General features: G+C 72.9%; 21 protein-coding genes and 1 riboswitch. Of the genes, 13 read left to right on the top strand and 8 right to left on the bottom strand.

Annotated elements, in window-relative coordinates:
- Window positions 1–166: 166 nt before the first annotated feature.
- A riboswitch (cobalamin riboswitch) is annotated at window positions 167–242 on the top strand.
- Window positions 243–374: 132 nt separating this feature from the next.
- The 7 genes from ACIGA3_RS02505 (at window position 375) to ACIGA3_RS02535 (ending at window position 7,414) form a co-directional block, all read left to right on the top strand.
- Window positions 375–1,598 (top strand): prenyltransferase/squalene oxidase repeat-containing protein, encoded by a 1,224-nt coding sequence (locus ACIGA3_RS02505; protein WP_399709668.1) that lies wholly within the window; start codon window positions 375–377, stop codon window positions 1,596–1,598.
- Window positions 1,595–2,233: an SCO2322 family protein gene (locus ACIGA3_RS02510; RefSeq protein ID WP_399709671.1), complete on the top strand. Its 639-nt coding sequence runs from the start codon at window positions 1,595–1,597 to the stop codon at window positions 2,231–2,233. The genes ACIGA3_RS02505 and ACIGA3_RS02510 overlap by 4 nt, the downstream gene beginning before the upstream one ends.
- On the top strand, window positions 2,226–3,350 hold the full coding sequence (locus ACIGA3_RS02515) for an energy-coupling factor transporter transmembrane component T (RefSeq protein ID WP_399709673.1): 1,125 nt from the start codon (window positions 2,226–2,228) through the stop codon (window positions 3,348–3,350). The genes ACIGA3_RS02510 and ACIGA3_RS02515 overlap by 8 nt, the downstream gene beginning before the upstream one ends.
- A complete protein-coding gene (locus tag ACIGA3_RS02520; RefSeq protein ID WP_399709676.1) occupies window positions 3,347–4,996 on the top strand; it encodes an ABC transporter ATP-binding protein in 1,650 nt (549 codons plus the stop codon). Before ACIGA3_RS02515 ends, ACIGA3_RS02520 begins: the two co-directional genes overlap by 4 nt.
- A complete protein-coding gene (locus ACIGA3_RS02525) occupies window positions 4,993–5,814 on the top strand; it encodes an ECF transporter S component (RefSeq protein ID WP_399709678.1) in 822 nt (273 codons plus the stop codon). Before ACIGA3_RS02520 ends, ACIGA3_RS02525 begins: the two co-directional genes overlap by 4 nt.
- A 302-nt stretch (window positions 5,815–6,116) precedes the next feature.
- On the top strand, window positions 6,117–6,533 hold the full coding sequence (locus ACIGA3_RS02530) for a transglycosylase SLT domain-containing protein (protein WP_399709681.1): 417 nt from the start codon (window positions 6,117–6,119) through the stop codon (window positions 6,531–6,533).
- Window positions 6,534–6,727: 194 nt separating this feature from the next.
- Entirely contained in the window at window positions 6,728–7,414 is a 687-nt protein-coding gene (locus ACIGA3_RS02535; protein ID WP_399709684.1) for a YoaK family protein, read from the top strand.
- On the opposite strand, the gene ACIGA3_RS02540 is transcribed toward ACIGA3_RS02535, so the two are convergent.
- Both ACIGA3_RS02540 and ACIGA3_RS02545 read right to left on the bottom strand, forming a co-directional pair.
- Window positions 7,376–8,881: a glycosyltransferase family 39 protein gene (locus tag ACIGA3_RS02540; RefSeq protein ID WP_399709686.1), complete on the bottom strand. Its 1,506-nt coding sequence runs from the start codon at window positions 8,879–8,881 to the stop codon at window positions 7,376–7,378. The genes ACIGA3_RS02535 and ACIGA3_RS02540 overlap by 39 nt on opposite strands.
- 27 nt (window positions 8,882–8,908) lie before the next feature.
- Window positions 8,909–10,960, bottom strand: coding sequence for a bifunctional glycosyltransferase 87/phosphatase PAP2 family protein (locus ACIGA3_RS02545; RefSeq protein ID WP_399710766.1), 2,052 nt, complete (start codon window positions 10,958–10,960; stop codon window positions 8,909–8,911).
- A 392-nt stretch (window positions 10,961–11,352) separates the two neighbouring features.
- Between ACIGA3_RS02545 and proP the strand changes: the two genes are divergently transcribed.
- Together proP and ACIGA3_RS02555 are read left to right on the top strand one after the other, a co-directional pair.
- Window positions 11,353–12,732, top strand: a complete 1,380-nt coding sequence (proP, locus tag ACIGA3_RS02550) for a glycine betaine/L-proline transporter ProP (protein WP_399709689.1) — start codon at window positions 11,353–11,355, stop codon at window positions 12,730–12,732.
- A 159-nt stretch (window positions 12,733–12,891) separates the two neighbouring features.
- Window positions 12,892–13,563 carry an O-methyltransferase gene (locus ACIGA3_RS02555; RefSeq protein WP_399709692.1) on the top strand — a complete coding sequence of 224 codons (672 nt, stop codon included), beginning with the start codon at window positions 12,892–12,894 and terminating at the stop codon, window positions 13,561–13,563.
- A 5-nt stretch (window positions 13,564–13,568) separates the two neighbouring features.
- Here the strand turns inward: ACIGA3_RS02555 and ACIGA3_RS02560 are convergent, their stop codons facing one another.
- Window positions 13,569–13,961: a hypothetical protein gene (locus ACIGA3_RS02560; protein WP_399709695.1), complete on the bottom strand. Its 393-nt coding sequence runs from the start codon at window positions 13,959–13,961 to the stop codon at window positions 13,569–13,571.
- Window positions 13,962–14,061: 100 nt separating this feature from the next.
- On the opposite strand from ACIGA3_RS02560, the gene ACIGA3_RS02565 reads away from it, so the two are divergent.
- Both ACIGA3_RS02565 and ACIGA3_RS02570 read left to right on the top strand, forming a co-directional pair.
- Complete coding sequence (locus ACIGA3_RS02565; protein WP_399709697.1) at window positions 14,062–14,475, top strand: DUF1992 domain-containing protein; 414 nt, start codon at window positions 14,062–14,064, stop codon at window positions 14,473–14,475.
- A gap of 44 nt (window positions 14,476–14,519) precedes the next feature.
- On the top strand, window positions 14,520–15,035 hold the full coding sequence (locus ACIGA3_RS02570) for a GNAT family N-acetyltransferase (RefSeq protein WP_399709700.1): 516 nt from the start codon (window positions 14,520–14,522) through the stop codon (window positions 15,033–15,035).
- On the opposite strand, the gene ACIGA3_RS02575 is transcribed toward ACIGA3_RS02570, so the two are convergent.
- The 4 genes from ACIGA3_RS02575 to ACIGA3_RS02590 all read right to left on the bottom strand — a co-directional run bounded on the left by ACIGA3_RS02575 (window position 15,019) and on the right by ACIGA3_RS02590 (window position 19,488).
- Window positions 15,019–17,112, bottom strand: a complete 2,094-nt coding sequence (locus ACIGA3_RS02575) for a DHA2 family efflux MFS transporter permease subunit (protein ID WP_399710768.1) — start codon at window positions 17,110–17,112, stop codon at window positions 15,019–15,021. The two genes, ACIGA3_RS02570 and ACIGA3_RS02575, sit on opposite strands and share 17 nt — an antisense overlap.
- Window positions 17,113–17,167: 55 nt before the next feature.
- Complete coding sequence (locus ACIGA3_RS02580; protein ID WP_399709702.1) at window positions 17,168–17,950, bottom strand: 5-formyltetrahydrofolate cyclo-ligase; 783 nt, start codon at window positions 17,948–17,950, stop codon at window positions 17,168–17,170.
- A 126-nt stretch (window positions 17,951–18,076) separates the two neighbouring features.
- Window positions 18,077–18,739 (bottom strand): HAD-IA family hydrolase, encoded by a 663-nt coding sequence (locus ACIGA3_RS02585; protein ID WP_399709704.1) that lies wholly within the window; start codon window positions 18,737–18,739, stop codon window positions 18,077–18,079.
- A 167-nt stretch (window positions 18,740–18,906) separates the two neighbouring features.
- Window positions 18,907–19,488 carry a TMEM165/GDT1 family protein gene (locus ACIGA3_RS02590; protein WP_399709706.1) on the bottom strand — a complete coding sequence of 194 codons (582 nt, stop codon included), beginning with the start codon at window positions 19,486–19,488 and terminating at the stop codon, window positions 18,907–18,909.
- Between the two features lie 389 nt (window positions 19,489–19,877).
- Here ACIGA3_RS02590 and ACIGA3_RS02595 point away from each other — a divergent pair, with 389 nt between their 5' ends.
- Both ACIGA3_RS02595 and ACIGA3_RS02600 read left to right on the top strand, forming a co-directional pair.
- Window positions 19,878–20,531, top strand: a complete 654-nt coding sequence (locus tag ACIGA3_RS02595; protein WP_399710770.1) for an HNH endonuclease family protein — start codon at window positions 19,878–19,880, stop codon at window positions 20,529–20,531.
- Window positions 20,532–20,739: 208 nt separating this feature from the next.
- Window positions 20,740–21,192, top strand: coding sequence for a DoxX family protein (locus ACIGA3_RS02600; RefSeq protein WP_399709708.1), 453 nt, complete (start codon window positions 20,740–20,742; stop codon window positions 21,190–21,192).
- 85 nt (window positions 21,193–21,277) lie between these two features.
- Here the strand turns inward: ACIGA3_RS02600 and ACIGA3_RS02605 are convergent, their stop codons facing one another.
- The gene (locus ACIGA3_RS02605; RefSeq protein ID WP_399709710.1) at window positions 21,278–21,784 is read right to left on the bottom strand and encodes a superoxide dismutase family protein; all 507 of its coding nucleotides are present in this window, start codon (window positions 21,782–21,784) and stop codon (window positions 21,278–21,280) included.
- Window positions 21,785–21,797 lie beyond the last annotated feature (13 nt).

Genomic DNA, 21,797 nt, shown 5'->3' on the forward strand with positions numbered 1-21,797 from the left:
ACGACGGGACGACAATCCGGAACAAGTTTCAGACTTGATCATCCAAGAGGCTCTGAATCTACCGGCAGGTAGGAGCGCTGTGAGCAGTGGATCAGGTGATTCACGCCACGACCGGCGGCTTTGCCGCCCCCGGTAAAGTGGCCAGGTCGTCACACACCCGTACGGGGGGAAGACCGGTGCGATTCCGGCGCTGACCCGCAACCGTCATCCGGCGCCCAGGGGGCCCGGTGAGCCGGAACGCCTCGGCGGGACGTTGACCGGCTCGCGTGCGTGGCGCTTTGCCGCGCACGGCACCGTCGAGGCATACGGGGCCGGGCCGCCGGGGAGGTTCCCGCGCGCGCGTCGGCTCCTCGCAGGAGAGGCAGTCGCCGACCATGAACGTCCGCCGCAGTGCCGCGGCTCTCGCCGCCATAGGCGTGCTGGCCGCAGCCGCGCCCGCCACGGCCGCCGAGGCCGCCCCGTCCCCGAAGGCGACGGTCCCGGCCGGGCTGTTCGGCAAGGGCGACCCCACCTACGACGGCGTCTGGCGCCAGTCCCTCGCCCTGCTCGCGCAACACACCGTCGGTGAAAAGCCCGCGGATGAGGCCGTGAAGTGGCTGACCGGCCAGCAGTGCGCCGACGGCGGCTTCGCCTCCTTCCGCGCCGACACCGGCACGGCGTGCGGCGGCAAGGGCGCCCAGGCGGACACCAACAGCACGGCCGCCGCCGTCCAGGCGCTGGCCGCGCTCGGCGGGCACGACGACGCGACCGGCAAGGCCGTCGCGTGGCTGAAGGACCGGCAGAACAAGGACGGCGGCTGGGGCTACTTCCCCGGCGGCCCGAGCGACACCAACTCCACGTCCGTGGTCGTCGGCGCGCTGGCCGCCGCTGGTGAGAAGCCGGCCGGGCTGCGCGGCAAGGGCAAGTCGCCGGACGAGGCGCTGGCCTCGTGGGCGGTGCCGTGCGACGAGGAGGGCGGCGGCGCGCTGGCCTTCCAGCCGGACAAGAAGGGCAAGCTGCTCGCCAACGCGGACGCCACCGCCTCCGCGGTGCTCGGCGCGCTCGGCAAGGGCTTCGTCGTCGAGCCAGGCAAGGCCCGCGCCAAGGCCCCCGCCTGCACCTCCGCCGGCAAGGCCACCCCGGCCCGCCTGGCCGACAACGCCTCCGCCTACCTCATCGGCGCCGTCGCCAAGTCCGGCCACCTGATGTCCACGATGCCCGGCGCCGAGAAGCAGCCGGACTACGGCAACACCGCCGACACGGTCGTCGCGCTGGCCGCCGACGGCTGGACGGAGCAGGCGAAGAAGCCGTACGCCTGGCTGGAGAAGAACGCCGGGAAATGGGCGGGACAGTACGGCCCCGCCGCCTACGCCCAGCTGATCCTCAGCGCGCACGCGGTCGGCGCCGACCCGCGCGACTTCGGCGGCACCGACCTGGTCCGTGGCCTGGACAAGCTGGGCCCGGCCCCGGCGAAGAAGGCCGCCGCCACGGAGCAGGCCGAGGAGAAGAAGGCGACCGAGAAGTCCGGCAACAGCGTCTGGTGGATCATCGGCGTCGGCCTGGTCGCGGGCATCGGCGTCGGCTTCCTGATCAGCGGCCGGAAGAAGAACCGCCCGTGACCTTCGTCCGCCGTGCCGCGGCCCTGCTGGTCGCGTCCCTCCTCGTGCTGGCCGCCACCGCCCAGGCGCAGGCCGCCGGATACCGGTACTGGTCCTTCTGGGACCGCTCCGGCGACCGGTGGACGTACGCCACCCAGGGCCCGGCCATGGAGCGTCCCGACGACGGCTCCGTGCGGGGCTTCCGGTTCGCGGTCAGCGCGGACTCCTCGGACGCGAACCGGCCGCGCGGCACGGCGGACTTCGGCTCGGTCTGCGCGAAGACGCCCGCGAAGGCGGGCACCAAGCGCGTCGCCCTCGTCCTCGACTTCGGCACCCCGGCCGACGCCCCCTCCGGGGAGACCCCGCCGGCCGCGCGCACGGTCTGCGCCCGCGTCGCCCCCGACGCGACGACCGCCGACGCCCTGGCCGAGGCGGCGAAGCCCCTGCGCTACGACACCAACGCCCTGCTGTGCGCCATCGCCGGTTACCCGGCACGCGGCTGCGGGGAGCAGGTTTCGGCCGACAGCAAGGGCGAGAACAAGCAGGCCGCGCCCAAGGACGACGGCCCCTCCTTCGGCCTCCCCCTCGGCATCGGCGTGGTCGTGGTGCTCGGCGGGGCGGCGTTCTGGCAGGCGCGGCGGCGCCGGAATGCCTGACACCGGCGTCCGCGCCGCCCGTACCACCGTGCTCGTCCCCCGGCGGACGAGCACGGAACTGCACCCCGGCGCCTGGTGGCTGTGGTCGCTCGGTCTCGGCACCGCAGCCACCCGCACCACCAACCCGCTGCTGCTCGCCCTGCTGATGGCGGTGGCGGGTTATGTGGTGGCCGTCCACCGCTCCAGCGCGCCCTGGGCCCGGTCGTACACGGCGTTCGCCAAGCTGGCCGCCGCCGTGCTGCTGATCCGGCTCGCGTTCACGGCCGTGCTCGGCTCGCCGGTGCCGGGTACGCACATCCTGTTCACGCTGCCCGAGATCCCGCTGCCCGGCTGGGCGCAGGGCATCCGGCTGGGCGGGCCGGTGTCGGCGGAGGCGCTGCTCTTCTCCGGCTACAACGGCCTGAAACTGGCCGCCCTCCTGGTCTGCGTCGGCGCCGCGAACGCCCTGGCCAGCCCGGCCAAGCTGCTGAAGTCGCTGCCGGGCGCGCTGTACGAGGCGGGGGTCGCGGTGGTCGTCGCGCTGACGTTCGCCCCGAGTCTCATCGCCGACGTGCAGCGGCTGCGCGCCGCCCGCCGGCTGCGGGGGCGCCCGGACCGGGGGCTGCGGGGCCTGTTCCAGGTCGGACTGCCGGTGCTGGAAGGCGCGTTGGAGCGCTCGGTCGCGCTGGCCGCCGCGATGGACGCCCGCGGCTACGGCCGCACCGCCGAGGTGCCCGCGCCGGTGCGCCGTACGACGACCGCGCTCACCCTGGGCGGGCTGCTCGGGGTGTGCGCGGGCACGTACGGGCTGCTCACCGCCGAGGGCGGGGTGTACGGGCTGCCGTTGCTGCTCGCCGGTGCGCTGTCCGCGCTCGCCGGGCTGCGCCTGGGCGGCCGCCGCTCGCCGCGCACCCGGTACCGGCCGGCGCCGTGGGGGGTGCGGGCGTGGCTGGTGGCGGGGTCGGGCGCGGCCGTCGCCGCGCTGCTCGCGCTGGCCTCCGTACGCGATCCGGGCGCGCTGCACCCCGGTGTCGTCCCGCTGGCCGCCCCCGCGCTGCCCCTGTGGCCGGCCGCCGCCGTGCTGGTGGGGCTGCTGCCCGTGCTCGTCGTACCCCAGGACCGCAAGGAGCCGTCGTGATCCGCTTCGAGGAGGTCGCCGTCACCTACGACGGGGCGGCCGGACCGACCGTCCAGGGCGTGGACCTCGAGGTGCCCGAGGGTGAACTCGTGCTGCTCGTGGGGCCGTCCGGGGTGGGCAAGTCGACGATCCTGAACGCGGTCAGCGGCCTGGTCCCGCACTTCACCGGGGGCACCCTGCGCGGCCGGGTCACGGTGGCGGGCCGGGACACCCGCACCCACAAGCCGCGCGAACTGGCCGACGTGGTCGGCACGGTGGGCCAGGACCCCCTCGCGCACTTCGTGACGGACACCGTGGAGGACGAACTCGCCTACGGCATGGAGTCGTTGGGCCTGGCTCCGGAGGTGATGCGGCGCCGGGTGGAGGAGACGCTCGACCTGCTGGGCCTCGCCGGTCTGCGGGACCGTCCCATCGCCACCCTGTCCGGCGGTCAGCGTCAGCGGGTGGCGATCGGCTCGGTGCTCACCCCGCACCCCCGCGTCCTGGTCCTGGACGAACCGACCTCGGCGCTCGACCCCGCCGCGGCGGAAGAGGTCCTCGCGGTCCTCCAGCGCCTGGTGCACGACCTGGGCACCACGGTCCTCATGGCGGAACACCGGCTGGAGCGGGTCGTGCAGTACGCCGACCAGGTCGTCCTGCTGCCCGCCCCCGGCGCTCCCCCGGTCCTCGGCGCCCCGGCCGACATGATGGCGATCTCGCCGGTGATCCCCCCGGTGGTCGAACTGGGCCGCCTGGCCGACTGGAGCCCGCTTCCCCTGACCATCCGTGACGCCCGCCGCAAGGCGGGGCCGCTGCGGGAGAGCCTGGCCGGCTTCGACAGGGAGGAGCGGAGTCTCCCCCAAGCCGGTCCCCCACCGCCCCGCCGCCGTTTCCGACGCGCCGCTCCCGCCGAGCCGCAGGTCGCCGAGGTCCGGGACCTCGCCGTGCGGCGGGGCCGGGTCGAGGCGCTGCGGGGTGTCGACCTGACCGTCGGCCCCGGCGAGACCGTCGCCCTCATGGGCCGCAACGGCGCCGGAAAGTCCACCCTGCTCGGCTCCCTGGTCGGCCTCGTCACGCCGACCGGCGGTTCCGTCCAGGTCGGCGGAGCCACCCCGCACCGGCTGAGGCCCGCTGAACTGGTGCGCCGGGTCGGCCTGGTGCCGCAGGAGCCGCGCGATCTGCTGTACGCCGACACGGTGGGCGCCGAGTGCGTCGCCGCCGACAAGGACGCGGACGCCGCCCCCGGCACCTGCCGGGCCCTGGTGTCGGAGCTGCTGCCGGGCATCGGCGACGACACGCACCCCCGCGACCTCTCCGAGGGCCAGCGCCTCGCCCTCGCCCTCGCGGTCGTGCTGACGGCGCGCCCCCCGCTGCTCCTGCTGGACGAGCCGACGCGCGGCCTGGACTACGCGGCCAAGGCCCGCCTGGTCGCCGTGCTGCGCGGACTGGCGGCCGAGGGGCACGCCCTCGTGCTGGCCACCCACGATGTGGAGCTGGCCGCCGAGATCGCGCACCGGGTGGTGCTGCTGGCGGACGGCGAGGTGATAGCGGACGGTCCCACGGCCGACATCGTGGTGTCGTCGCCCTCCTTCGCGCCCCAGGTCACCAAGATCCTGGCCCCGCAGCCCTGGCTGACGGTGTCCGAGGTGCGAAAGGCGCTGGCATGACCCGTACCGCCGTCCGTGCCGTCCGGCTCGGCCCCCGTTCCGTCGTCGCGCTCGTGCTGGTCGGCGCGGTCGGGGTGGCCGCGTTCGGGTGGCCGTTCCTCGCGCCGCCGGACTCGCAGGTGAGCGCGCACGCCGAGGACGCGCCCTGGCTGTTCGCGGGGCTGCTGGTGCTGCTGGTCGCGGTGGTGGCGGCGACCATCTCCGAGTCGGGGCTCGGCCCGAAGGCCGTCGCCATGCTGGGGGTGCTCGCGGCGACCGGGGCCGCCCTGCGGCCGATCGGCGCGGGTACGGCGGGCATCGAGCCGATGTTCTTCCTGCTGGTGCTCAGCGGGCGGGTGCTCGGCCCCGGCTTCGGCTTCGTGCTCGGCTCGGTGACGATGTTCGCCTCCGCGCTGCTGACCGGCGGGGTCGGGCCGTGGATGCCGTTCCAGATGCTGGCGATGGGCTGGTTCACCATGGGCGCGGGGCTACTGCCGGGCGCGGCCCGCCTGCGCGGCAAGGCGGAGCTGGCGCTGCTGGCCTGCTACGGCTTTCTCGCGGCCTTCGCCTACGGCACGATCATGAACCTGGCCGGCTGGCCCTTCATGGGCACCATGGCGTCGAACATCTCCTTCGACCCGCACGCGGCGGTCCCCGCCAACCTGGCCCGTTTCCTCGCCTACTGTCTGGCCACCTCCATGGGCTGGGACCTGGGCCGGGCCGTCTGCACGGTCGTCCTCACCCTGACCCTCGGCCCGGCCGTGCTGCGCGCGCTGCGCCGGGCCACCCGCCGGGCCGCCTTCGAGACGCCGGTCACCTTCGACGCCCCCGGTGCGTGAGCCACCCCACATGGCCGAGGTCACCTACGACCTCTCTTCGTAGTCCTTAATGCCCGTTATGCACCTTCTTGCATCACCCCTGACCTGCGTTTTGAGAGTCCGGTCACAAGAGAGGCCGCCCTCGGCGGTCCGGCCGCAACTAGTAAAAGGGGGGATTGCGGACGTTTCGGAAGCTTGCTTCTCTGGAGGCCGTCGCCTGGCGCCACGGCCCCCACGGGTCGCGGCGCCGACGCATGCGGCCACCACGCGGAGCGTGTTGGGACGCGAACGGCGACCCATCGTCCCCAACGTAAGAGGTTTTCGTGTCGTTCTCCGCCATCCGCCGCATCGCTTCCCCGAAGATGGCCGTCACCGTGGCCGCCCTGGCCGCCGGTGTCGCCGGTGTCGCCCTCGGCGCCGCCCCCGCCCAGGCCGCGACGAGCCCGTCGCCGTCCTCGGCGCAGTCCGTGGCGCACAAGATGATCCCGGACGCCGCCCAGTACAACGCGTTCAACAAGATCGTCGAGCACGAGAGCGGCTGGAACGTCTCCGCCAAGAACAGCTCCTCGGGCGCCTACGGCCTGGTGCAGGCCCTGCCGGCCTCCAAGATGTCCTCGGCCGGTTCCGACTGGAAGACCAACCCCGCGACCCAGATCAAGTGGGGCCTGGACTACATGAACTCCCGCTACGGCAGCCCCGTGCAGGCGTGGAACTTCTGGCAGTCCAACGGCTGGTACTGAGCCGCCCCCCACACTCGGGCCGTACCCCCCACCGGGTCACCCGGTGCACGACCACCCACGGTCGACGGCCCACCCCCCTTTCCTTCCCGCACCCTCGCCACCGCCCGGCGAGGGTGCGCGCGCATGTCCGCACCCGGTACACCCCGCCCCCGTGATCCACTGGTCCGGCCCCGCCCGCCCGACCGGAGGACCGGATGCCGACGACGACCGCTCCGGTGCCGGAGCCCCGGCAGCGCGGGATGCGGCTCCCGCTCGTCCTGCTCGTGCTGACCGTGGTGAGCGGGCTCATCGACGCCGTCGGCTATCTGGGCCTCGGCCGCGTCTTCACGGCCAACATGACCGGCAACGTGATCGTCCTCGGCTTCGCCGCCGTCGGCGCCCCCGGCTTCTCCGTACCGCTCACGGCCACCTCGCTCGGCTGCTTCCTGCTCGGCGCGGCCGCGGGCGGACGGCTGACCTCCCGCGTCCGGCGCGCGAGCCGACTGCGCTGGACCCGACTGACCCTGACGGCGGAAGCGCTGCTGGTCGGCGGCTCGGCGGCCATCGCCTTCGGCTGGCCCGAGCAGCCGGGCACCCGGTACGCGCTGATCGCCCTCACCGCGCTCGCCATGGGCCTGCGCAACGCGACCGTCCGCGCGCTGGGCGTCCCCGACCTCACCACCACCGTGCTGACGATGACCCTGACCGGCCTGGCCGCCGAGTCCCGGCTCGGCAGCGGCACCGGGCAGCGCTCCCCGCGCCGGACGGCCGCCGTGCTGGCCATGTTCGGCGGTGCCTGTCTGGGCGCCTGGCTGGTCCTCCACCACGGCCTGGGCATCCCGCTGCTGCTCGCGGCGCTGGCCTCAGCGGCGCTCGCAGCCCTCGCCTCGGACCGCGACTGAGCCGGGGCCCGGCTTCCGGACGTAGACCACCACCTGGCCGCCCCACACCCGGACCCGTTCGCACTCCTGGAAGTACGCCTTGAGCGTCCGCCGCTTGACCGCCTCCTGCGGGAAGGGGTCGATCGGCTGCCCGTCGGGGTCCGTCAGGGCGAGCACCCGGGGCGTGGCCAGGAGGCGGGCCCGGATGGCGTCCGGCGGCAGCTCGGTGCCCTGGAGGGTGCGGGAGGCGACCGGGGAACGGGCGAGCGCCAGGTCGTCGAGGCGGGCGCGGAGGGCGGGGTACGACATCAGCCACTCGCGGCGCCGGGACGGCAGGAAGAGGACGCCGTCACCGGGCTCCGCCAGCTCCCGCACGGTCCGGGCGACCGCGGCCACGTCGTCCTTACGGCTCTCCGGCGCCCGGACCGCGAGGGACGCGGGCAGCCAAGCGGCGACCAGGGCCGCGGCCAGCAGCCAGGCGGTGCCCTTACGAGGGGCGGTCCCGAGCCGCACCGGCAGCCGGTCCAGCGCGACCCCGCCGAGCAGGGCCAGCCCGGCCAAGGCGTAGAGGACGTACCGGTCGACGTACCAGGGCTTGAGCAGCGAGCCGGTGATCAGCAGGCCGGGCGGGACGATCAGCAGGGGCAGCGCGAGCGCGGTCACCGTGCGGTCGGCCAGGGCCGGGACCCGGCTCAGCAGCAGGCCCAGCGCGGACACCGCCAGGAACGCGAGCCACATGGCGAGGCTCGGGCGGCCCAGCCAGCCGAGCTGCCGGTCCGCCTGCCCGGCGCTGACCACCACCAGCGGCCCCACCGCGACCAGCGCCCCGGCCGCCGCCACGCCCCAGCGGCGCCACACCCGCCCCGGCACCCGCAGCAGGCGCAGGGTGACCGCGTGGGCGAACAGGACGAGCGCGGCGAACTCGTGCACCCAGCACGCGACCCCCAGCAGCAGCCCGTACCCCACCCACCAGCCACGCGCGGCGGAGCCGAGGCCGCGCAGGAGGAGATACGTCGCCCAGACGACACCGGCGGTGACCAGGGCGTACGACCGACCTTCCTGTGCGTACTGCTGGGTCGCCGGGAACAGGGCGAACAGCACGCCCGCGAGGACACCGGTCCGGGGGCCGGCGAGCCGGGTGCCGAGCGCGCCGACCCCGGCGGCCGCGAGGGCGGTGGCCAGCACCGAGGGCAGGCGCAGCGCGGGGAGGCCGCCGTCCCAGAGGGCGAAGACGCCGTGCATGAGCAGGTAGTACAGCCCGTGCACGGCGTCGATACGGCCCAGCAGCTCCAGCAGTTCGCCGAGCGAGCGGTGGGCGACCTGGTAGGTGACCGACTCGTCGCGCCACATGCTGTCCCGGCGGGTGAGGCCCCATGACCCGAGGACCGTGGCGAGGGCGGCGGGCACGAGCACCGGTGCCCTGGTGCGCCCCTGCGAAGCGGTGGCCGGGGTGATCGGGCGGTCGAGGTCTCGCGTCGGGGTGTTCACCAGCTGCGCCTGCCGCCCGTTCCCGGCTCAGCCGGAGGTGACCGGCTGTTCCTGCGCCTGGGGTTTGCGCTGGCCGGGGGGCCGTCCGACCTCGCCGGTGTCGGCGGCGATCCCACGGGGTCCGATCAGCGCGTACCCGAGGGCGAAGCCGCCGCCCACCACCAGCGCGCCGCCGACCGCGTCCAGCACCCAGTGGTTGGCGGTGGCGACGATCGCGGTGCCGGTGAGCAGCGGATGCAGCAGCCCGAGCGCCTTCATCCACCAGCGGGGCGCGAGCATGGCGATGACCAGCCCGCACCACAGGGACCAGCCGAAGTGCAGCGAGGGCATCGCCGCGTACTGGTTGGTGATCGCGGTCATCGCGCCGTAGTCCGGGTGGGCGAGGTCCTGCACGCCGTGCACGGTGTCGACGAAGCCGAGGCCCGGCATCAGGCGCGGCGGGGCCAGCGGGAAGAGCCAGAAGCCGATCAGCGCGAGCAGGGTGGCGAAGCCGAGGGAGGTGCGGGCCCAGCGGTAGTCGACCGGGCGGCGCCAGTACAGGACGGCGAGGACGGTCAGCGGGACGACGAAGTGGAAGGACTCGTAGTAGAAGTCCAGGAAGCCGCGCAGCCATCCCACCTGGACGACCGCGTGGTTGACGGCGTGCTCGATGTCGATGCGCAGGAACCGCTCGGCGTCGAGGATCAGGTGGCCGTGGTGCTCGGCGGTCGCGCGGGCGACCTCGTTGCTGCCACCGGTCGCCGCGAGCCGTACCTGCTGGTAGGCGGCGTAGGTGACGCGGATGAGCAGCAGCTCCAGCAGCAGGTTGGGCCGGGTGAGCGAGCGGCGCAGGAACGGCAGCAGCGGTACGTGTCTGAGCCGGGCCGGGACCTGGCGGGCGTACTCGGTGGGCACCGGGGCGTCGTAATAAGGGGAGGCGCGGGGCAGGAAGGGGACGGCGGTGGCGGCGGCCAGGGCCGCGAGGAGGACGAGGTTGTCCCGCAGCGGGTACATCACCGGGGTGTTCGGCAGCATCATCGTCGCCGGGAGGGTGGTCACCAGGACCACCGCGACCGGCCAGACGGTGCGGTCGGCGGCCCGCGTACCGACCCGGCCGACCACCGCGAGCAGCACCCACAGCAGCTGGTGCTGCCAGGTCGTCGGGGAGACGGCGACGGCGGCGCAGCCGGTGACGGCGACCGCGAGCAGCAGCTGTCCGTCGCGGGCGTAGCCCACCGCGCGGCGCAGCGCGAGGACGGCGACGGCGGCGCCGAGCAGCAGGAAGAGCGCGATCTCCAGCGGGCCGCTGAGCCCGAGCCGGAGCAGGGCGCCATGCAGCGACTGGTTGGCGAGCGCGTCGGCGCTGCCGCCGAGGCCGGCGCCCGCCATGTGGTGCACCCAGTAGGCGAAGGAGTCGCCGGGCATCGCGGCCCAGGCGAGCAGGGTGCCCCCGGCGAAGGTGGCGGCGGTGATCGGCGCGGCCCGGCGGCGGCCGGCGAACCACAGCAGCGGGGCGAAGAGCAGTACGGTCGGCTGGAGGGCGGCGGCGAGGCCGATGAGCACGCCTCCGGCGCGTTCGCCGCGCACGGTGAAGCAGCCCAGCAGGACGAGCAGCACCGGGATGACGCTGGTCTGGCCGAGCCACAGCGTGTTGCGGACCGGCAGCGACACCATGAGCAGGCTGATGGCGACCGGCGCGGCCAGCAGGGCGGTGCGGCGCCCGACCGGCCGGGGCAGCGCGCGGGCGGCGACCAGGCCGAGGGCGACGACCAGCAGCAGGGTGCCTAAGGTCCAGCCCCAGCCGAGGGCCTGTTCGGCGGCGCGGGTGAGCGGCTTGAGGACCAGGCCGGCGAAGGGGGTGCCGGTGAACCGGGTCGAGTCGTACAGGGAGCCGTTCACATGCAGGACGCCCTGCGGGCCGGCCCAGGTCTCCAGGTCGGTGAGGCGCCGGCTGCTCGGGCTGGTGAGGACGAGGGCCATCTGCCGTACCGCGAGGATCGCGGCCACCGCCCACAGGGCGAGCCGGGCGGCGCGCAGCCGTGGTCCGGGTCCGGCCGCCGCCAGGGTGTCCGCCGGCCGCCCGCTGCGCTCCACGTCCATCACGGCTCGTGGCCTCCCGCCCCATCGCGTCTCGCGCGTCGCGCGCCGGGTTCCCCGGCGAACCCTAAGGGGCCCACTCGCCCCGTACGTAGGACGCCGGAGCCTTCGGTCCACCGGACGTCCTCCCCCTATTTGTCCGGAAGACGATAGTCCGAGGAGGGCGCGGTTTCCGTCCCACGGCGCGATATGGATCACATTTTTGGCCGGGATCATGCGCGGGGAACGGGGCAGACGACCAGCGTAGAGGCGGTTTCTTTGCAGAACGCAACGATCCGCCCACAGGACGTAAGGGGCCGAAACTCTCCTATCGTCTCTTTTCTGCCTGACGCGCGTCATCGCCGTCGTCGTCCGGCGTTGTCCGTGTCCCCGTCGAAAGGCAGGCGAGTTCCGTTTTGGCCGCCACCGCTGTCAGTCCCCGTCCGAAGGATCTTCGGACCTCGAAGGCCCAGGCAGAGCCCACGGTCACCGATCCCGCGCTCGTCAAGCGTGCCGTCAAGGCGGCCGCGCTGGGCAACGCGATGGAGTGGTTCGACTTCGGCGTCTACAGCTACATCGCGGTCACCCTGGGCAAAGTCTTCTTCCCTTCCGGAAACGCGACTGCACAGCTCCTCTCGACGTTCGGCGCCTTCGCGGCGGCCTTCCTCGTCCGCCCGCTGGGCGGCATCGTCTTCGGCCCGCTGGGCGACCGGGTGGGGCGCCAGAAGGTCCTCGCCGTCACGATGATCATGATGGCGGCGGGCACGTTCGCCATCGGCCTGATCCCGTCCTACGCCTCGATCGGCGTCGGCGCACCGCTGCTGCTGCTGGCGGCCCGCCTGGTGCAGGGCTTCTCCACCGGCGGTGAGTACGCGGGCGCCTCGACCTTCATCGCCGAGTACGCCCCGGACAAGAAGCGCGGCTTCCTCGGCAGCTGGCTGGAGTTCGGCACGCTGGCCGGTTACATCGGCGGTGCGGGCCTGGTCACGCTGATGACCGCCCTGCTCTCCTCCGACGACCTGCTCTCCTGGGGCTGGCGCATCCCGTTCCTGATCGCCGGTCCGATGGGCATCATCGGCCTGTACCTGCGGATGCGCCTGGAGGAGACCCCGGCGTTCGCCGCCGAGCTGGAGAAGGCCGAGACCAACCGGCCTAAGGTGCCGCTGCGCGAGATGGTCACGGGCCAGTGGAAGTCGCTGCTGCTGTGCATGGGCCTGGTGCTGGTCTTCAACGTCACCGACTACATGCTGCTGTCGTACATGCCGAGCTTCCTCACCAGTGAGCTGAAGTACGACGAGACGCACGGTCTGCTGGTCGTGCTCGGTGTGATGGCCCTGATGATGATCGTCCAGCCGTTCGCCGGTGCCCTGACCGACCGTGTCGGCCGCCGTCCGGTGATCGCCGTGGGCTGCGCGGGCTTCCTGTTCCTGTCCATCCCGGCGCTGCTGCTGATCCGCCAGGGCAGCCTGCTGGCCGTCGCGCTCGGCATGGGCGCGCTGGGTCTGCTGCTGGTCTGCTTCACCGCGGCCATGCCCGCAGCCCTTCCGGCGCTGTTCCCGACGCGGGTGCGCTACGGCTCGCTGTCGATCGGCTTCAACGTCTCGGTGTCCCTGTTCGGCGGTACGACCCCGCTGGTGGTCACCGCGCTGATCGGGGCGACCGGCAACCTGATGATGCCCGCGTACTACATGATGGCGGCCGCCGTCATCGGTGGTTTCGCGGTGTGGCGGATGAGCGAGTCCGCCGGACGTCCGCTGCCGGGCTCGCCGCCCGCGGTGGAGGCCGGCCGGCAGTAGCCGGCTCCGGCGGAGGTGGGCGCGGGAACCGAATGGCCGGTTCCCGCGCCCACTTCTGTCTTTCCACCCCTCCGGGGCGCGGCGCTGGGATCATCCGGGGGGAACACCATGGACCCTGGCAGAGGCTTTGCGCGGACACTCGGGAAAGGCAGCACACGCATGAGCGAGTCGCAGCTGTGGGACGACGTCGACCTCTACTTCGCCAGCCGTCTCGCACCGGACGACGATGCCCTGCGGGCGGCCCTGCGCGACTCGGACGCGGCCGGGCTGCCGCCCATCGCGGTGACGTCCACCCAGGGCAAGTTCCTCCAGCTCCTGGCGCAGATCCAGGGCGCCCGGACGGTCCTGGAGATCGGCACCCTCGGTGGCTACAGCACCATCTGGCTGGCCCGCGCCCTCCCGGCGGACGGCCGCGTGGTCACGCTGGAGCACAGCGCGAAACACGCCGACGTGGCCGTCCGAAACATCGCGCGGGCGGGCCTGGACCGGATGGTGGACGTGCGGGTCGGCCCGGCCCTGGAGTCCCTCCCCAAGCTGGCCGACGAGAACCCGGCCCCCTTCGACCTGGTCTTCATCGACGCCGACAAGGCGAACAACCCGCACTACGTCGAGTGGGCGCTGCGCCTCTCCCGCACCGGCAGCCTGATCGTCCTCGACAACGTCGTCCGCGGCGGCCACGTCACCGACGCCACCAGCACCGACCCCGCCATCACCGGCACCCGCACCGCCATCGACCTCATCTCCACCCACCCCCGCCTGACCGGCACCGCCCTCCAGACGGTGGGCCCCAAGGGCTACGACGGCTTCGCGCTGGCGCGGGTGGTGGGGTAGCCGGTTCACGGCTCGTGATAGAAGCCCACGTTCACGCTGCGCGGGGCCGTGCGGTCCTGGATGACGACCTCACCGGAGGCTCCTCGGGGGAGGCGGACGGTGCCGCCGTAGGGGACGGTCTGGGCGTATTCGCCGACCGTGAGGCGGACCTCGGAGGAGGGGTCGGGCTGGGAGCCGTGGAGCCAGGAGAGCTGCCAGCCGCCGTCGGGGCCGCAGAGGAACTCCAGGTGGACGCGGGAGACGAAGAGCCAGTCCTCCGGGGTGACCAGCCGGCACACGGCCCCGTCCCGGCCCACGCGCAGTGCGGCGCCCGGTTCGCTGGATGCCTCGGCCATGGTCATGCCTGCCGTGGCACCCGCTTCCTCGCTCGAGACGGCGGCCATGGTGAGTTCGAGCACGCGTGTTCCCCCTGAAGCCTCCTGGTGCGGACACCAGATCGCCGCACCGCCGCCGCATGATAGAACGCCCGGCTCGCCCACGTCCGGCACAATGGGGGTCATGACCGAGCGAAAGCCACCGGGTGTCCCGTTCGAGTCGTGGGTCGACCACCAGATCGCCGCCGCGCAGCGCCGCGGCGAGTTCGACGAGCTGCCCGGCGCGGGTCAGCCGCTGCCCGCCGGACTGGACGGCGCGTACGACGAACTGTGGTGGGTCAAGCGGAAGATGGCCCGCGAGGGCCTGGCCGTGCTGCCCCCGGCGCTCGCCCTGCGCAAGGAGGCCGAGGACGCGCTCGCGGCGGCGTACGCGGCGCCCTCGGAGCGAGCCGTCCGGGAGATCATCACCGCGGTCAACGTCAAGATCCGGGACATGATGTTCCGTCCGCCGCCGGGCCCGCCACTGGGCAGGAAGCCGTACGACGTGGACGAGGTCGTGGGCGAGTGGCGGCGCCTACGGGAGACCGGCGGCGCCTGAAATAGGCTTGCCAGCGCCCCGCCCGCCCCGCTGGGATGGTCCGCATGACGACGTGGACCATCGCCCCGGAGCCGTACGACTCCCCCGTGGCCGCCGCCCTCTGGCGGGCGTACTACACCGAGGTCAGCGACCGCTGGTACCTCCTGCACGAGGGACACCGCACCGACCCGGCCGAGCTGGAGCGGGAGATCGCGGCCACCACCGGCGCCGAACTCGCCCCGCCGAACGGCGAGTTGCTGGTGGCACGGTACGGCGGCGAACCGGTCGGCTCGGCGGGCGTACGGCTGCTCGCCCCGGACACCGCGGAACTGACCCGCGTCTTCCTGCACCAGGACATGCGCGGCCGGGGCGGCGCCACACCGCTGGTCTCCGCCGCCGAGGAGGCCGCCCGCGCGCTCGGCGCCCGGCGGCTGATCCTGGACACGCGCGGCGACCTGGTGGAGGCACGCACCCTGTACGCCCGGCTCGGCTACGTCGAGACCGAGCGGCACAACACCGACCAGTACGCCGAGCACTGGTTCACCAAGGACCTGGCCGGGACCCTCAACCGGGCTTCCTGACCGGCCCGCCCTGCGGCCGCTCCCGCTCGGAGCCGCACAGCTCGGCGGTGAGTTCCTTCACCAACTGCACCAGATCCGTTGGCCGTCCGGGCTCCCACCAGTCCCCCAGCAGCTCCGACAGGGAGTCCTCGCGGGCCTGCGCCAGCCGCTCGGCGACCTCCGCCCCGGCCGGGGTGAGCGACAGCTCGAGACCATCACGCGCGGCCAGCCGCCGTTCCTCGACCTGGCGGCCGGCGGCCAGCACCGTGCTGAGCGGGACGGGACCGCGCTCGGCGAGCATGTACGGCTCCACGCAGCCGTGCTTGCGCATCCGCAGCAGCATCCAGCTCGCGGCGGGCAGCAGGTCGTACCCGGCGCGGGCGGTGATCTCCTCGTAGATCTCCCGCCGTCCCTCGCGGGTGCCGAGCGTGGAGAGCGCGCGGCACACCTCCTCGTAGGAGGAGCGGTGGACCGGGTTGGGCGGGATGGTCTCGGAGGCGTCCGGCGCGGTGACCGAACCCCGCAGCCGGTCCTCCTTGAGGAACCAGGCCAGCACGAAACCGGCGAACGCGACCGGCGCCGCGTAGAGGAAGACGTCGGTGATGGACGAGGAGAAGGCGTGCAGCGCGGCCGGGCGCAGCGGGGGCGGCAGCGCGCCGATGCCGCGCGGGTCGGCCTCCAGCGCGTCCGGCGAGATGCCGGGCGGCAGCCGGACGCCCCGGAAGGCTTCCGTGAGCTTGTCGCCGAGGCGGCTCGAGAAGACCGTGCCGAAGATGGCGACGCCGAAGGAGGCGCCGATGGACCGGAAGAAGGTCGCGCCGGAGGTGGCGACGCCCAGGTCCTCGTAGGACACCGCGTTCTGCACGATGAGGATGAGCACCTGGAGGACCAGGCCCAGACCGAGGCCGAAGACGAAGAAGTACAGGCTCATCTCCAGCGTCGAGCTGCGCTCGTCGAGCCGGTGCAGCAGGAGCAGGCCGAGGGCGGTGACGGCGGTGCCCGCGACGGGGAAGATCTTCCAGCGGCCGGTGCGGCTGACGATCTGCCCGGAGACGGTGGAGGTCAGCAGCAGCCCGGCCACCATCGGCAGCATGTGCACGCCGGACATGGTGGGCGAGATGCCGTGCACGATCTGGAGGAAGGTCGGCAGGTAGGTCATCGCGCCGAACATGGCGAAGCCGACGATGAAGCTGATCACGGCGGCGAGGGTGAAGGTGCGGATGCCGAACAGCTTCAGCGGCAGCACCGGTTCGGCGGCCCGCCGCTCCACCGCGACGAACGCGACGGCGAGCAGCACGCCCACGACGGCCAGCCCGATGATCTGCGCGGACGCCCACGGCCAGGTCGTCCCGCCGAGCGAGGCCACCAGCACCAGACAGGTGGCGACGGAGGCGATCAGCAGGGTGCCGAGGTAGTCGATGGCGTGCCGTGAGGTGCGGCGCGGGATGTGCAGGGCGGTGGCGATGACGACGAGCGCGATGATGCCGATGGGCAGGTTGACGTAGAACACCCAGCGCCAGCTGAGGTGCTCGGTGAACAGCCCGCCGAGCAGGGGTCCGAGCACGCTGGTGGCACCGAACACGGCCCCGAAGAGCCCCTGGTAGCGGCCGCGTTCGCGGGGCGGGACGATGTCGCCGACGATCGCCATCGACAGCACCATCAGCCCGCCGCCGCCCAGGCCCTGGAGCGCCCGGAACCCGATGAGCTGGGGCATGTTCTGCGCCATGCCGCACAGCGCGGAGCCGATCAGGAAGATGACGATGGCCAGCTGGAACAGCCGTTTGCGCCCGTACTGGTCCCCGAGCTTGCCCCACAGCGGGGTCGCGGCGGTGGACGCCAGCAGATACGCGGTGACGACCCAGGACAGATGCTCCAGCCCGCCGAGATCGCTGACGATGGTCGGCAGCGCCGTCGACACGATGGTCTGGTCCAGCGCGGCGAGCAGCAGCCCGAGCAGCAGGGCCCCGATGGAGACGAGCACGTTCCCACTCACGTGCTCACCCCGGCGCACCTCCTCGGCAGCGCCATGCGTGTCCAGGGCCATGAAGACCTCCCGAGGCTCGGATGCCCGGCTTCCATGGTCGGCGGTGGGGGCGATTACGGCCTGTCGGGAGCGGTGACGGACGAAGCGCTCGGGGGCGGGAAACCGTGGCTCAGTCCGGCACGACCGGGCCGTCGGGCAGGGCTGGGGTACGGCCGTATGGGGGACGGGAAGCCGCGAGCACCGGGATGGAGGCGATCTTCGCGGCGTCCAGATGCTCCCAGATCAGCCCGGACGGCCGGTGCGGCGAGGAGCAGGTGATGATCTCCTCGGGCGTCACGATCACATCGACGCCGACATCGTGCGCGGTCGCGGGCAGTTCCTCGTCGAGGACCTGAAGCCGGTGCACGGTGGTGACGACGACGGTGTGGTCACCGATGAGCCCGGCCTCGGTGAGGAACGCGAACTCGAGATCGGAGTAACCGGCGCCCTTGCCGATGCGCACCCCGGCCCGGTTCACGGCAACACTTCCCAGCACGACCATGTCCACGGGACGGAGGCCGTCCACGCCCACCTTGGGAGCGATGCCGGCGGCGACTCGGCTGGAGGCGGCTTCGGCCGGCGGGACGGTCAGGGCCTCGGGGTCGAGCAGATAGAAGGGGTGGCGGTCGGCGAGCCTGGGCACGGCCATGAAGACGGTCTTGCCTTCGGCCAGCGCGAGAGCACGCACAGGGAGCTGGGCCTTGTCGGGCACGGACTTGATCACCCTGGCGTGCTTCCAGGCGGCCAGCTCGCCGAGCGCGGCGGCTGCCGCCTGCGATCCGGCGAAGTTCGGGATGCGCCCGTGCGCGGTGCTGTCGTGGACGGCGCCGCCCGCGTCCAGGACGTCCCATACGCGCTCGCGCACTCGCTGCTTCGCACGGTCCATGTCCGTGAACATCCGGTCGTCGCTCATGCCGCCTCCATCAACGCCAACAGACGATCCCGCGCATCCTGTACCGCGTTCTCACCTCGCGACACCGCTTCAGGTGCTCGGTGTTCCGGTCCACCAGCGTCGAGCGCCCCGTGGATCAGCTCGGGCTCAGCCCACGGTGAGCTGAACCCGGCCGTCGGGCAGCGCCGCGACCCGGACCTGGGTCAGGTCTCGTACCGTCACGTCCGGCCCGTGCTCTGCGGCGCGCGGGCCGACGCCCACGACCCGCATCCCGGCCGCCCGCCCCGCCGCGATGCCCGCGCCGGAGTCCTCGAAGACCACGCAGTCGGCGGGGTCGACGCCGAGTTCCGCCGCGCCCTTGAGGAAGCCCTCGGGGTCGGGCTTACTGGCGCCGACCGACTCGGCGGTGACGCGGACCTCGGGCAGCGGGAGCCCGGCGGCGGCCATGCGGGCGGTGGAGAGGGCCACGTCGGCGGAGGTGACCAGGGCGTGCGGGATGCCGGTGAGGGCGGCGAGGAAGGCGGTGGCGCCGGGGACCTCGATCACGCCGTCCATGTCGGCGGTCTCCGCGGCGAGCATGCGGGCGTTGTCCGCGCGGTTCTCCTCGACCGGGCGGCCGGGGAGCAGCAGCGCCATGGAGGCGTGCCCCTGCCTGCCGTGCACGACGCTCATCACCTCGTCGCCGTCGAGCCCCTGGGCGGCCGCCCAGCCTCGCCAGATGCGCTCGACCACGGCGTCGGAGTTGACGAGGGTGCCGTCCATGTCGAGCAGGAGGGCGCGGGCGGTGAGAACGGCGGGTTCGGTGGCCATCGGCAGCTCCAAAGACGCGAGGCCCCCGTGGGAGGGGGCCCGGAAGGGGACAAGGCGGCCCCGCCCGCCGGTCAGGGGAAGCGGGCGGGAGCCACTTTGTTCCTCTACGGTACAAAACGCGGACCGCATCCCGCCACCACGCCTCCCGCGAGCGGCGCCGACCGGGCTCAGCCGGCGATGGCCTCGTACAGGCTCCACACGCCGAGGCCGACCATCAGCAGGGCCGCGATCTGGGTGATCAGCCGCAGCGGCACCCGCTTCATCAGGGCCTTTCCGCCGACGATGCCGAGCCCGGCCACCGCCCACAGGCCGAGCACCGCGCCGAGGCCGACCGAGATCGGGTCGTCGTAACGGGCGGCGAGGTTGGCGGTCATGATCTGGGTGAGGTCACCGAACTCGGCGACCAGGATGAGCATGAAGCCCGTACCCGCGACCTTCCAGAAGGACTGGTCGGCGGGCTTCTTGATCTCTTCCTCGCCCTCGTCCCGCTTCAGCAGCAGTACGGCCGCGCCGCCGAGGAAGAGGACGCCGGTGAGGGCGTGCACGATCTGCTGCGGCAGCAGGGTCAGCACGCTGCCCGCCGCGACGGCCAGCACGACATGCACCAGGAAGGCCGCGGCGACGCCGACGAATACGTACGAGGCGCGGTAACGGGCGCCGAGGACGAGACCGGCGAGCGCGGTCTTGTCCGGCAGTTCGGCGAGGAAGATGACGCCGAAGACGAGCGCCGTCACGGTGATGCTGATCAAGGTTCCTCAATCGGTCGGGGCCGCCCCACCGAGAGTCGCGCGGATCTGCGCGTGAGACACCTCGGCACGGCAGCACACTGGGCACCCGCGCCTCAAGGGCACGGGCGTGCACTGCTTGCCGAAGGTCTCGCTGGCGGGTCCCACGGGACTCCGTCTCCGGGCGCCGGCTCAGGCTCGCTGAGCAGTATGTCGACGGTCCGGCGAAGAGCTACTCCCCTTCTGCACCGTCCATGGTACGGGACGTGAAAGTTCCGTCATGAACCTTGTCGTGTCATGAACGCGTCACTAGCTTCTAACCGAGCGCTCACCCCACCGCAACGCGTCCCGGCGAGCATTCCCCTGCCCGTGCGCCAACACTCCTACCCCACAAGGGAGTTCATATGTTCCGCATGTCCCGCTCGTCCCGGTTCTACGCGCGTCGACGGCTCGGGGTCGTCGCCGCGGCCACCGGTCTGCTCGCCTCCGCCGCCCTGCTCAACTCGCCGAGCGCCTCGGCCGCCCTGCCCACCCCGGTCAGCGGCGCCACCGCCCGCAGCTACCTCTCGCAGCTCACCGTGGCCACCGAGAACCGCACCGGCTACAACCGGGACCTGTTCCCGACCTGGATCACGATCAGCGGCACCTGCAACACCCGCGAGTACATCCTCAAGCGGGACGGCACGAACGTCACCACCGACTCCGCCTGCGTGGCGACCGGCGGCAGCTGGTACTCCCCGTACGACGGCGCGACCTGGGGCGCGGCCTCCGACGTGGACATCGACCACCTCGTCCCGCTGGCCGAGGCGTGGGACTCCGGCGCGAGCCAGTGGACGACCGCGCAGCGGCAGGGCTTCGCCAACGACGTCACCCGGCCCCAGCTGCTGGCGGTCACCGACAACGTCAACCAGTCCAAGGGCGACCAGGACCCGGCCACCTGGATGCCGAGCCTCACCTCGTACCGCTGCACCTACGTCCGCGCCTGGGTGCAGGTGAAGTACTACTACAACCTCTCGGTGGACTCCGCCGAGAAGAGCGCGCTGACGAGCTACCTGTCGGGCTGCTGACGGCAACCCGCCCCTACGGCCCGCCCCCGCCACCCGGCCGGGGCGGGCTGTTGGCGTTTCCGGGAGCACCCCCGCGCAACTTCGGCCTCATCCGCCACGATCATGGCCGAATGTTGAACTTGCAAGTATGGATTAGGCATACCTAACCTGGGTCCTCGTTCGGTACCCGCCGCCCCACACCCGGCCCCGAAAGAGGAGACCTCCCCCCATGTCCGCACGTCTCAACGCCGCCCAGCCCTATGCGCTCGGGCTCTTCCGCATCGTCATCGGCCTGCTGTTCGCCGTGCACGGCGCCGCCTCGCTCTTCGGCGTCCTCGGCGGTGCCGTGGGCACCCACGGCGGCACGGTCGCGGCGGGGACCTGGCCCGGCTGGTACGCGGCGGTGATCCAGCTCGTCGCGGGCGGCCTGGTCCTGCTGGGCCTCGGCACCCGCGGTGCCGCCCTCATCGCCTCCGGTTCGATGGCGTTCGCCTACTTCGACGTCCACCAGCAGGCCGCACTGTGGCCCATCCAGAACGGCGGCGAGCTGTCGGTCCTGTTCTGCTGGACCTTCTTCCTGCTGATCTTCACCGGCTCGGGGGCGTTCGGGCTGGACCGGGTGGTGGCGTCCCGGCGGGTGACTCCGGCGGAGGAGGGGGTGCGGGAGCCGATAGCGGCCTGAGGAGTCCTGGCTGACGGGTCAGAGCCGCCCCCGAAGGACGGCTCTGGCCCCGCACCTGTTCCGTCATCTATTCCGTTTCCGTCATCTATTCCGTGACCCAGCCGAAGGGCACCGTGAAGCAGGCGACGCGGGTGGCGTCGTCGCCCGGCCGGTCCTGGATCACCACGGAGGCGGCCTCGCCTCGCCGCAGCCCCCAGGTGTGCCGGTCGCTCGCGCCGCCCGCGCCCTGGGCGTCGGTGGTGAAGTCGAGCCGGACCTCGTTGTCGTCGGCGGCGCCGGGCCGGTTCTCGTAGCGGGCACCGGCGTCGGCGGGCAGGGCGCCGCAGGGGCGTTCATGGACGTAGGCCCCGAACGAGTGATGGGGGCGTACGCCGGTGATGCGCAGGTCGACGGTGGTGACACCGCCCGTGCCGGTGTGCTGGCGTACGTGGATGGAGGCGGCGGCCGGGACGTAGGACTGGTCGTACGTCACCGCCGCCGAGGGGATGAAGGCGGCGGGCGGCGCGAACCGACCCTCGGCGTCGACGGTGTAGCCGCTGGTGGTGCCGCCCAGCAGCACCGCCGCCGCCACCGCACTCAGGGTTGCCAGCATGGAGCACACCTTC

Source organism: Streptomyces sp. NPDC085596 (genome assembly GCF_044541565.1).
Taxonomy (GTDB): Bacteria; Actinomycetota; Actinomycetes; order Streptomycetales; family Streptomycetaceae; genus Streptomyces.

Coding starts and splice junctions, on each gene's coding strand:
- ACIGA3_RS02570 (WP_399709700.1), top strand. CDS start 14,520: ATGACGACGTGGACCATCGCCCCGGAGCCGTACGACTCCCCCGTGGCC.
- ACIGA3_RS02595 (WP_399710770.1), top strand. CDS start 19,878: ATGTCCCGCTCGTCCCGGTTCTACGCGCGTCGACGGCTCGGGGTCGTC.
- ACIGA3_RS02555 (WP_399709692.1), top strand. CDS start 12,892: ATGAGCGAGTCGCAGCTGTGGGACGACGTCGACCTCTACTTCGCCAGC.
- ACIGA3_RS02600 (WP_399709708.1), top strand. CDS start 20,740: ATGTCCGCACGTCTCAACGCCGCCCAGCCCTATGCGCTCGGGCTCTTC.
- ACIGA3_RS02545 (WP_399710766.1), bottom strand. CDS start 10,960: ATGGACGTGGAGCGCAGCGGGCGGCCGGCGGACACCCTGGCGGCGGCC.
- ACIGA3_RS02565 (WP_399709697.1), top strand. CDS start 14,062: ATGACCGAGCGAAAGCCACCGGGTGTCCCGTTCGAGTCGTGGGTCGAC.
- ACIGA3_RS02580 (WP_399709702.1), bottom strand. CDS start 17,950: ATGAGCGACGACCGGATGTTCACGGACATGGACCGTGCGAAGCAGCGA.
- ACIGA3_RS02505 (WP_399709668.1), top strand. CDS start 375: ATGAACGTCCGCCGCAGTGCCGCGGCTCTCGCCGCCATAGGCGTGCTG.
- ACIGA3_RS02515 (WP_399709673.1), top strand. CDS start 2,226: ATGCCTGACACCGGCGTCCGCGCCGCCCGTACCACCGTGCTCGTCCCC.
- ACIGA3_RS02605 (WP_399709710.1), bottom strand. CDS start 21,784: ATGCTGGCAACCCTGAGTGCGGTGGCGGCGGCGGTGCTGCTGGGCGGC.
- ACIGA3_RS02525 (WP_399709678.1), top strand. CDS start 4,993: ATGACCCGTACCGCCGTCCGTGCCGTCCGGCTCGGCCCCCGTTCCGTC.
- ACIGA3_RS02585 (WP_399709704.1), bottom strand. CDS start 18,739: ATGGCCACCGAACCCGCCGTTCTCACCGCCCGCGCCCTCCTGCTCGAC.
- ACIGA3_RS02535 (WP_399709684.1), top strand. CDS start 6,728: ATGCCGACGACGACCGCTCCGGTGCCGGAGCCCCGGCAGCGCGGGATG.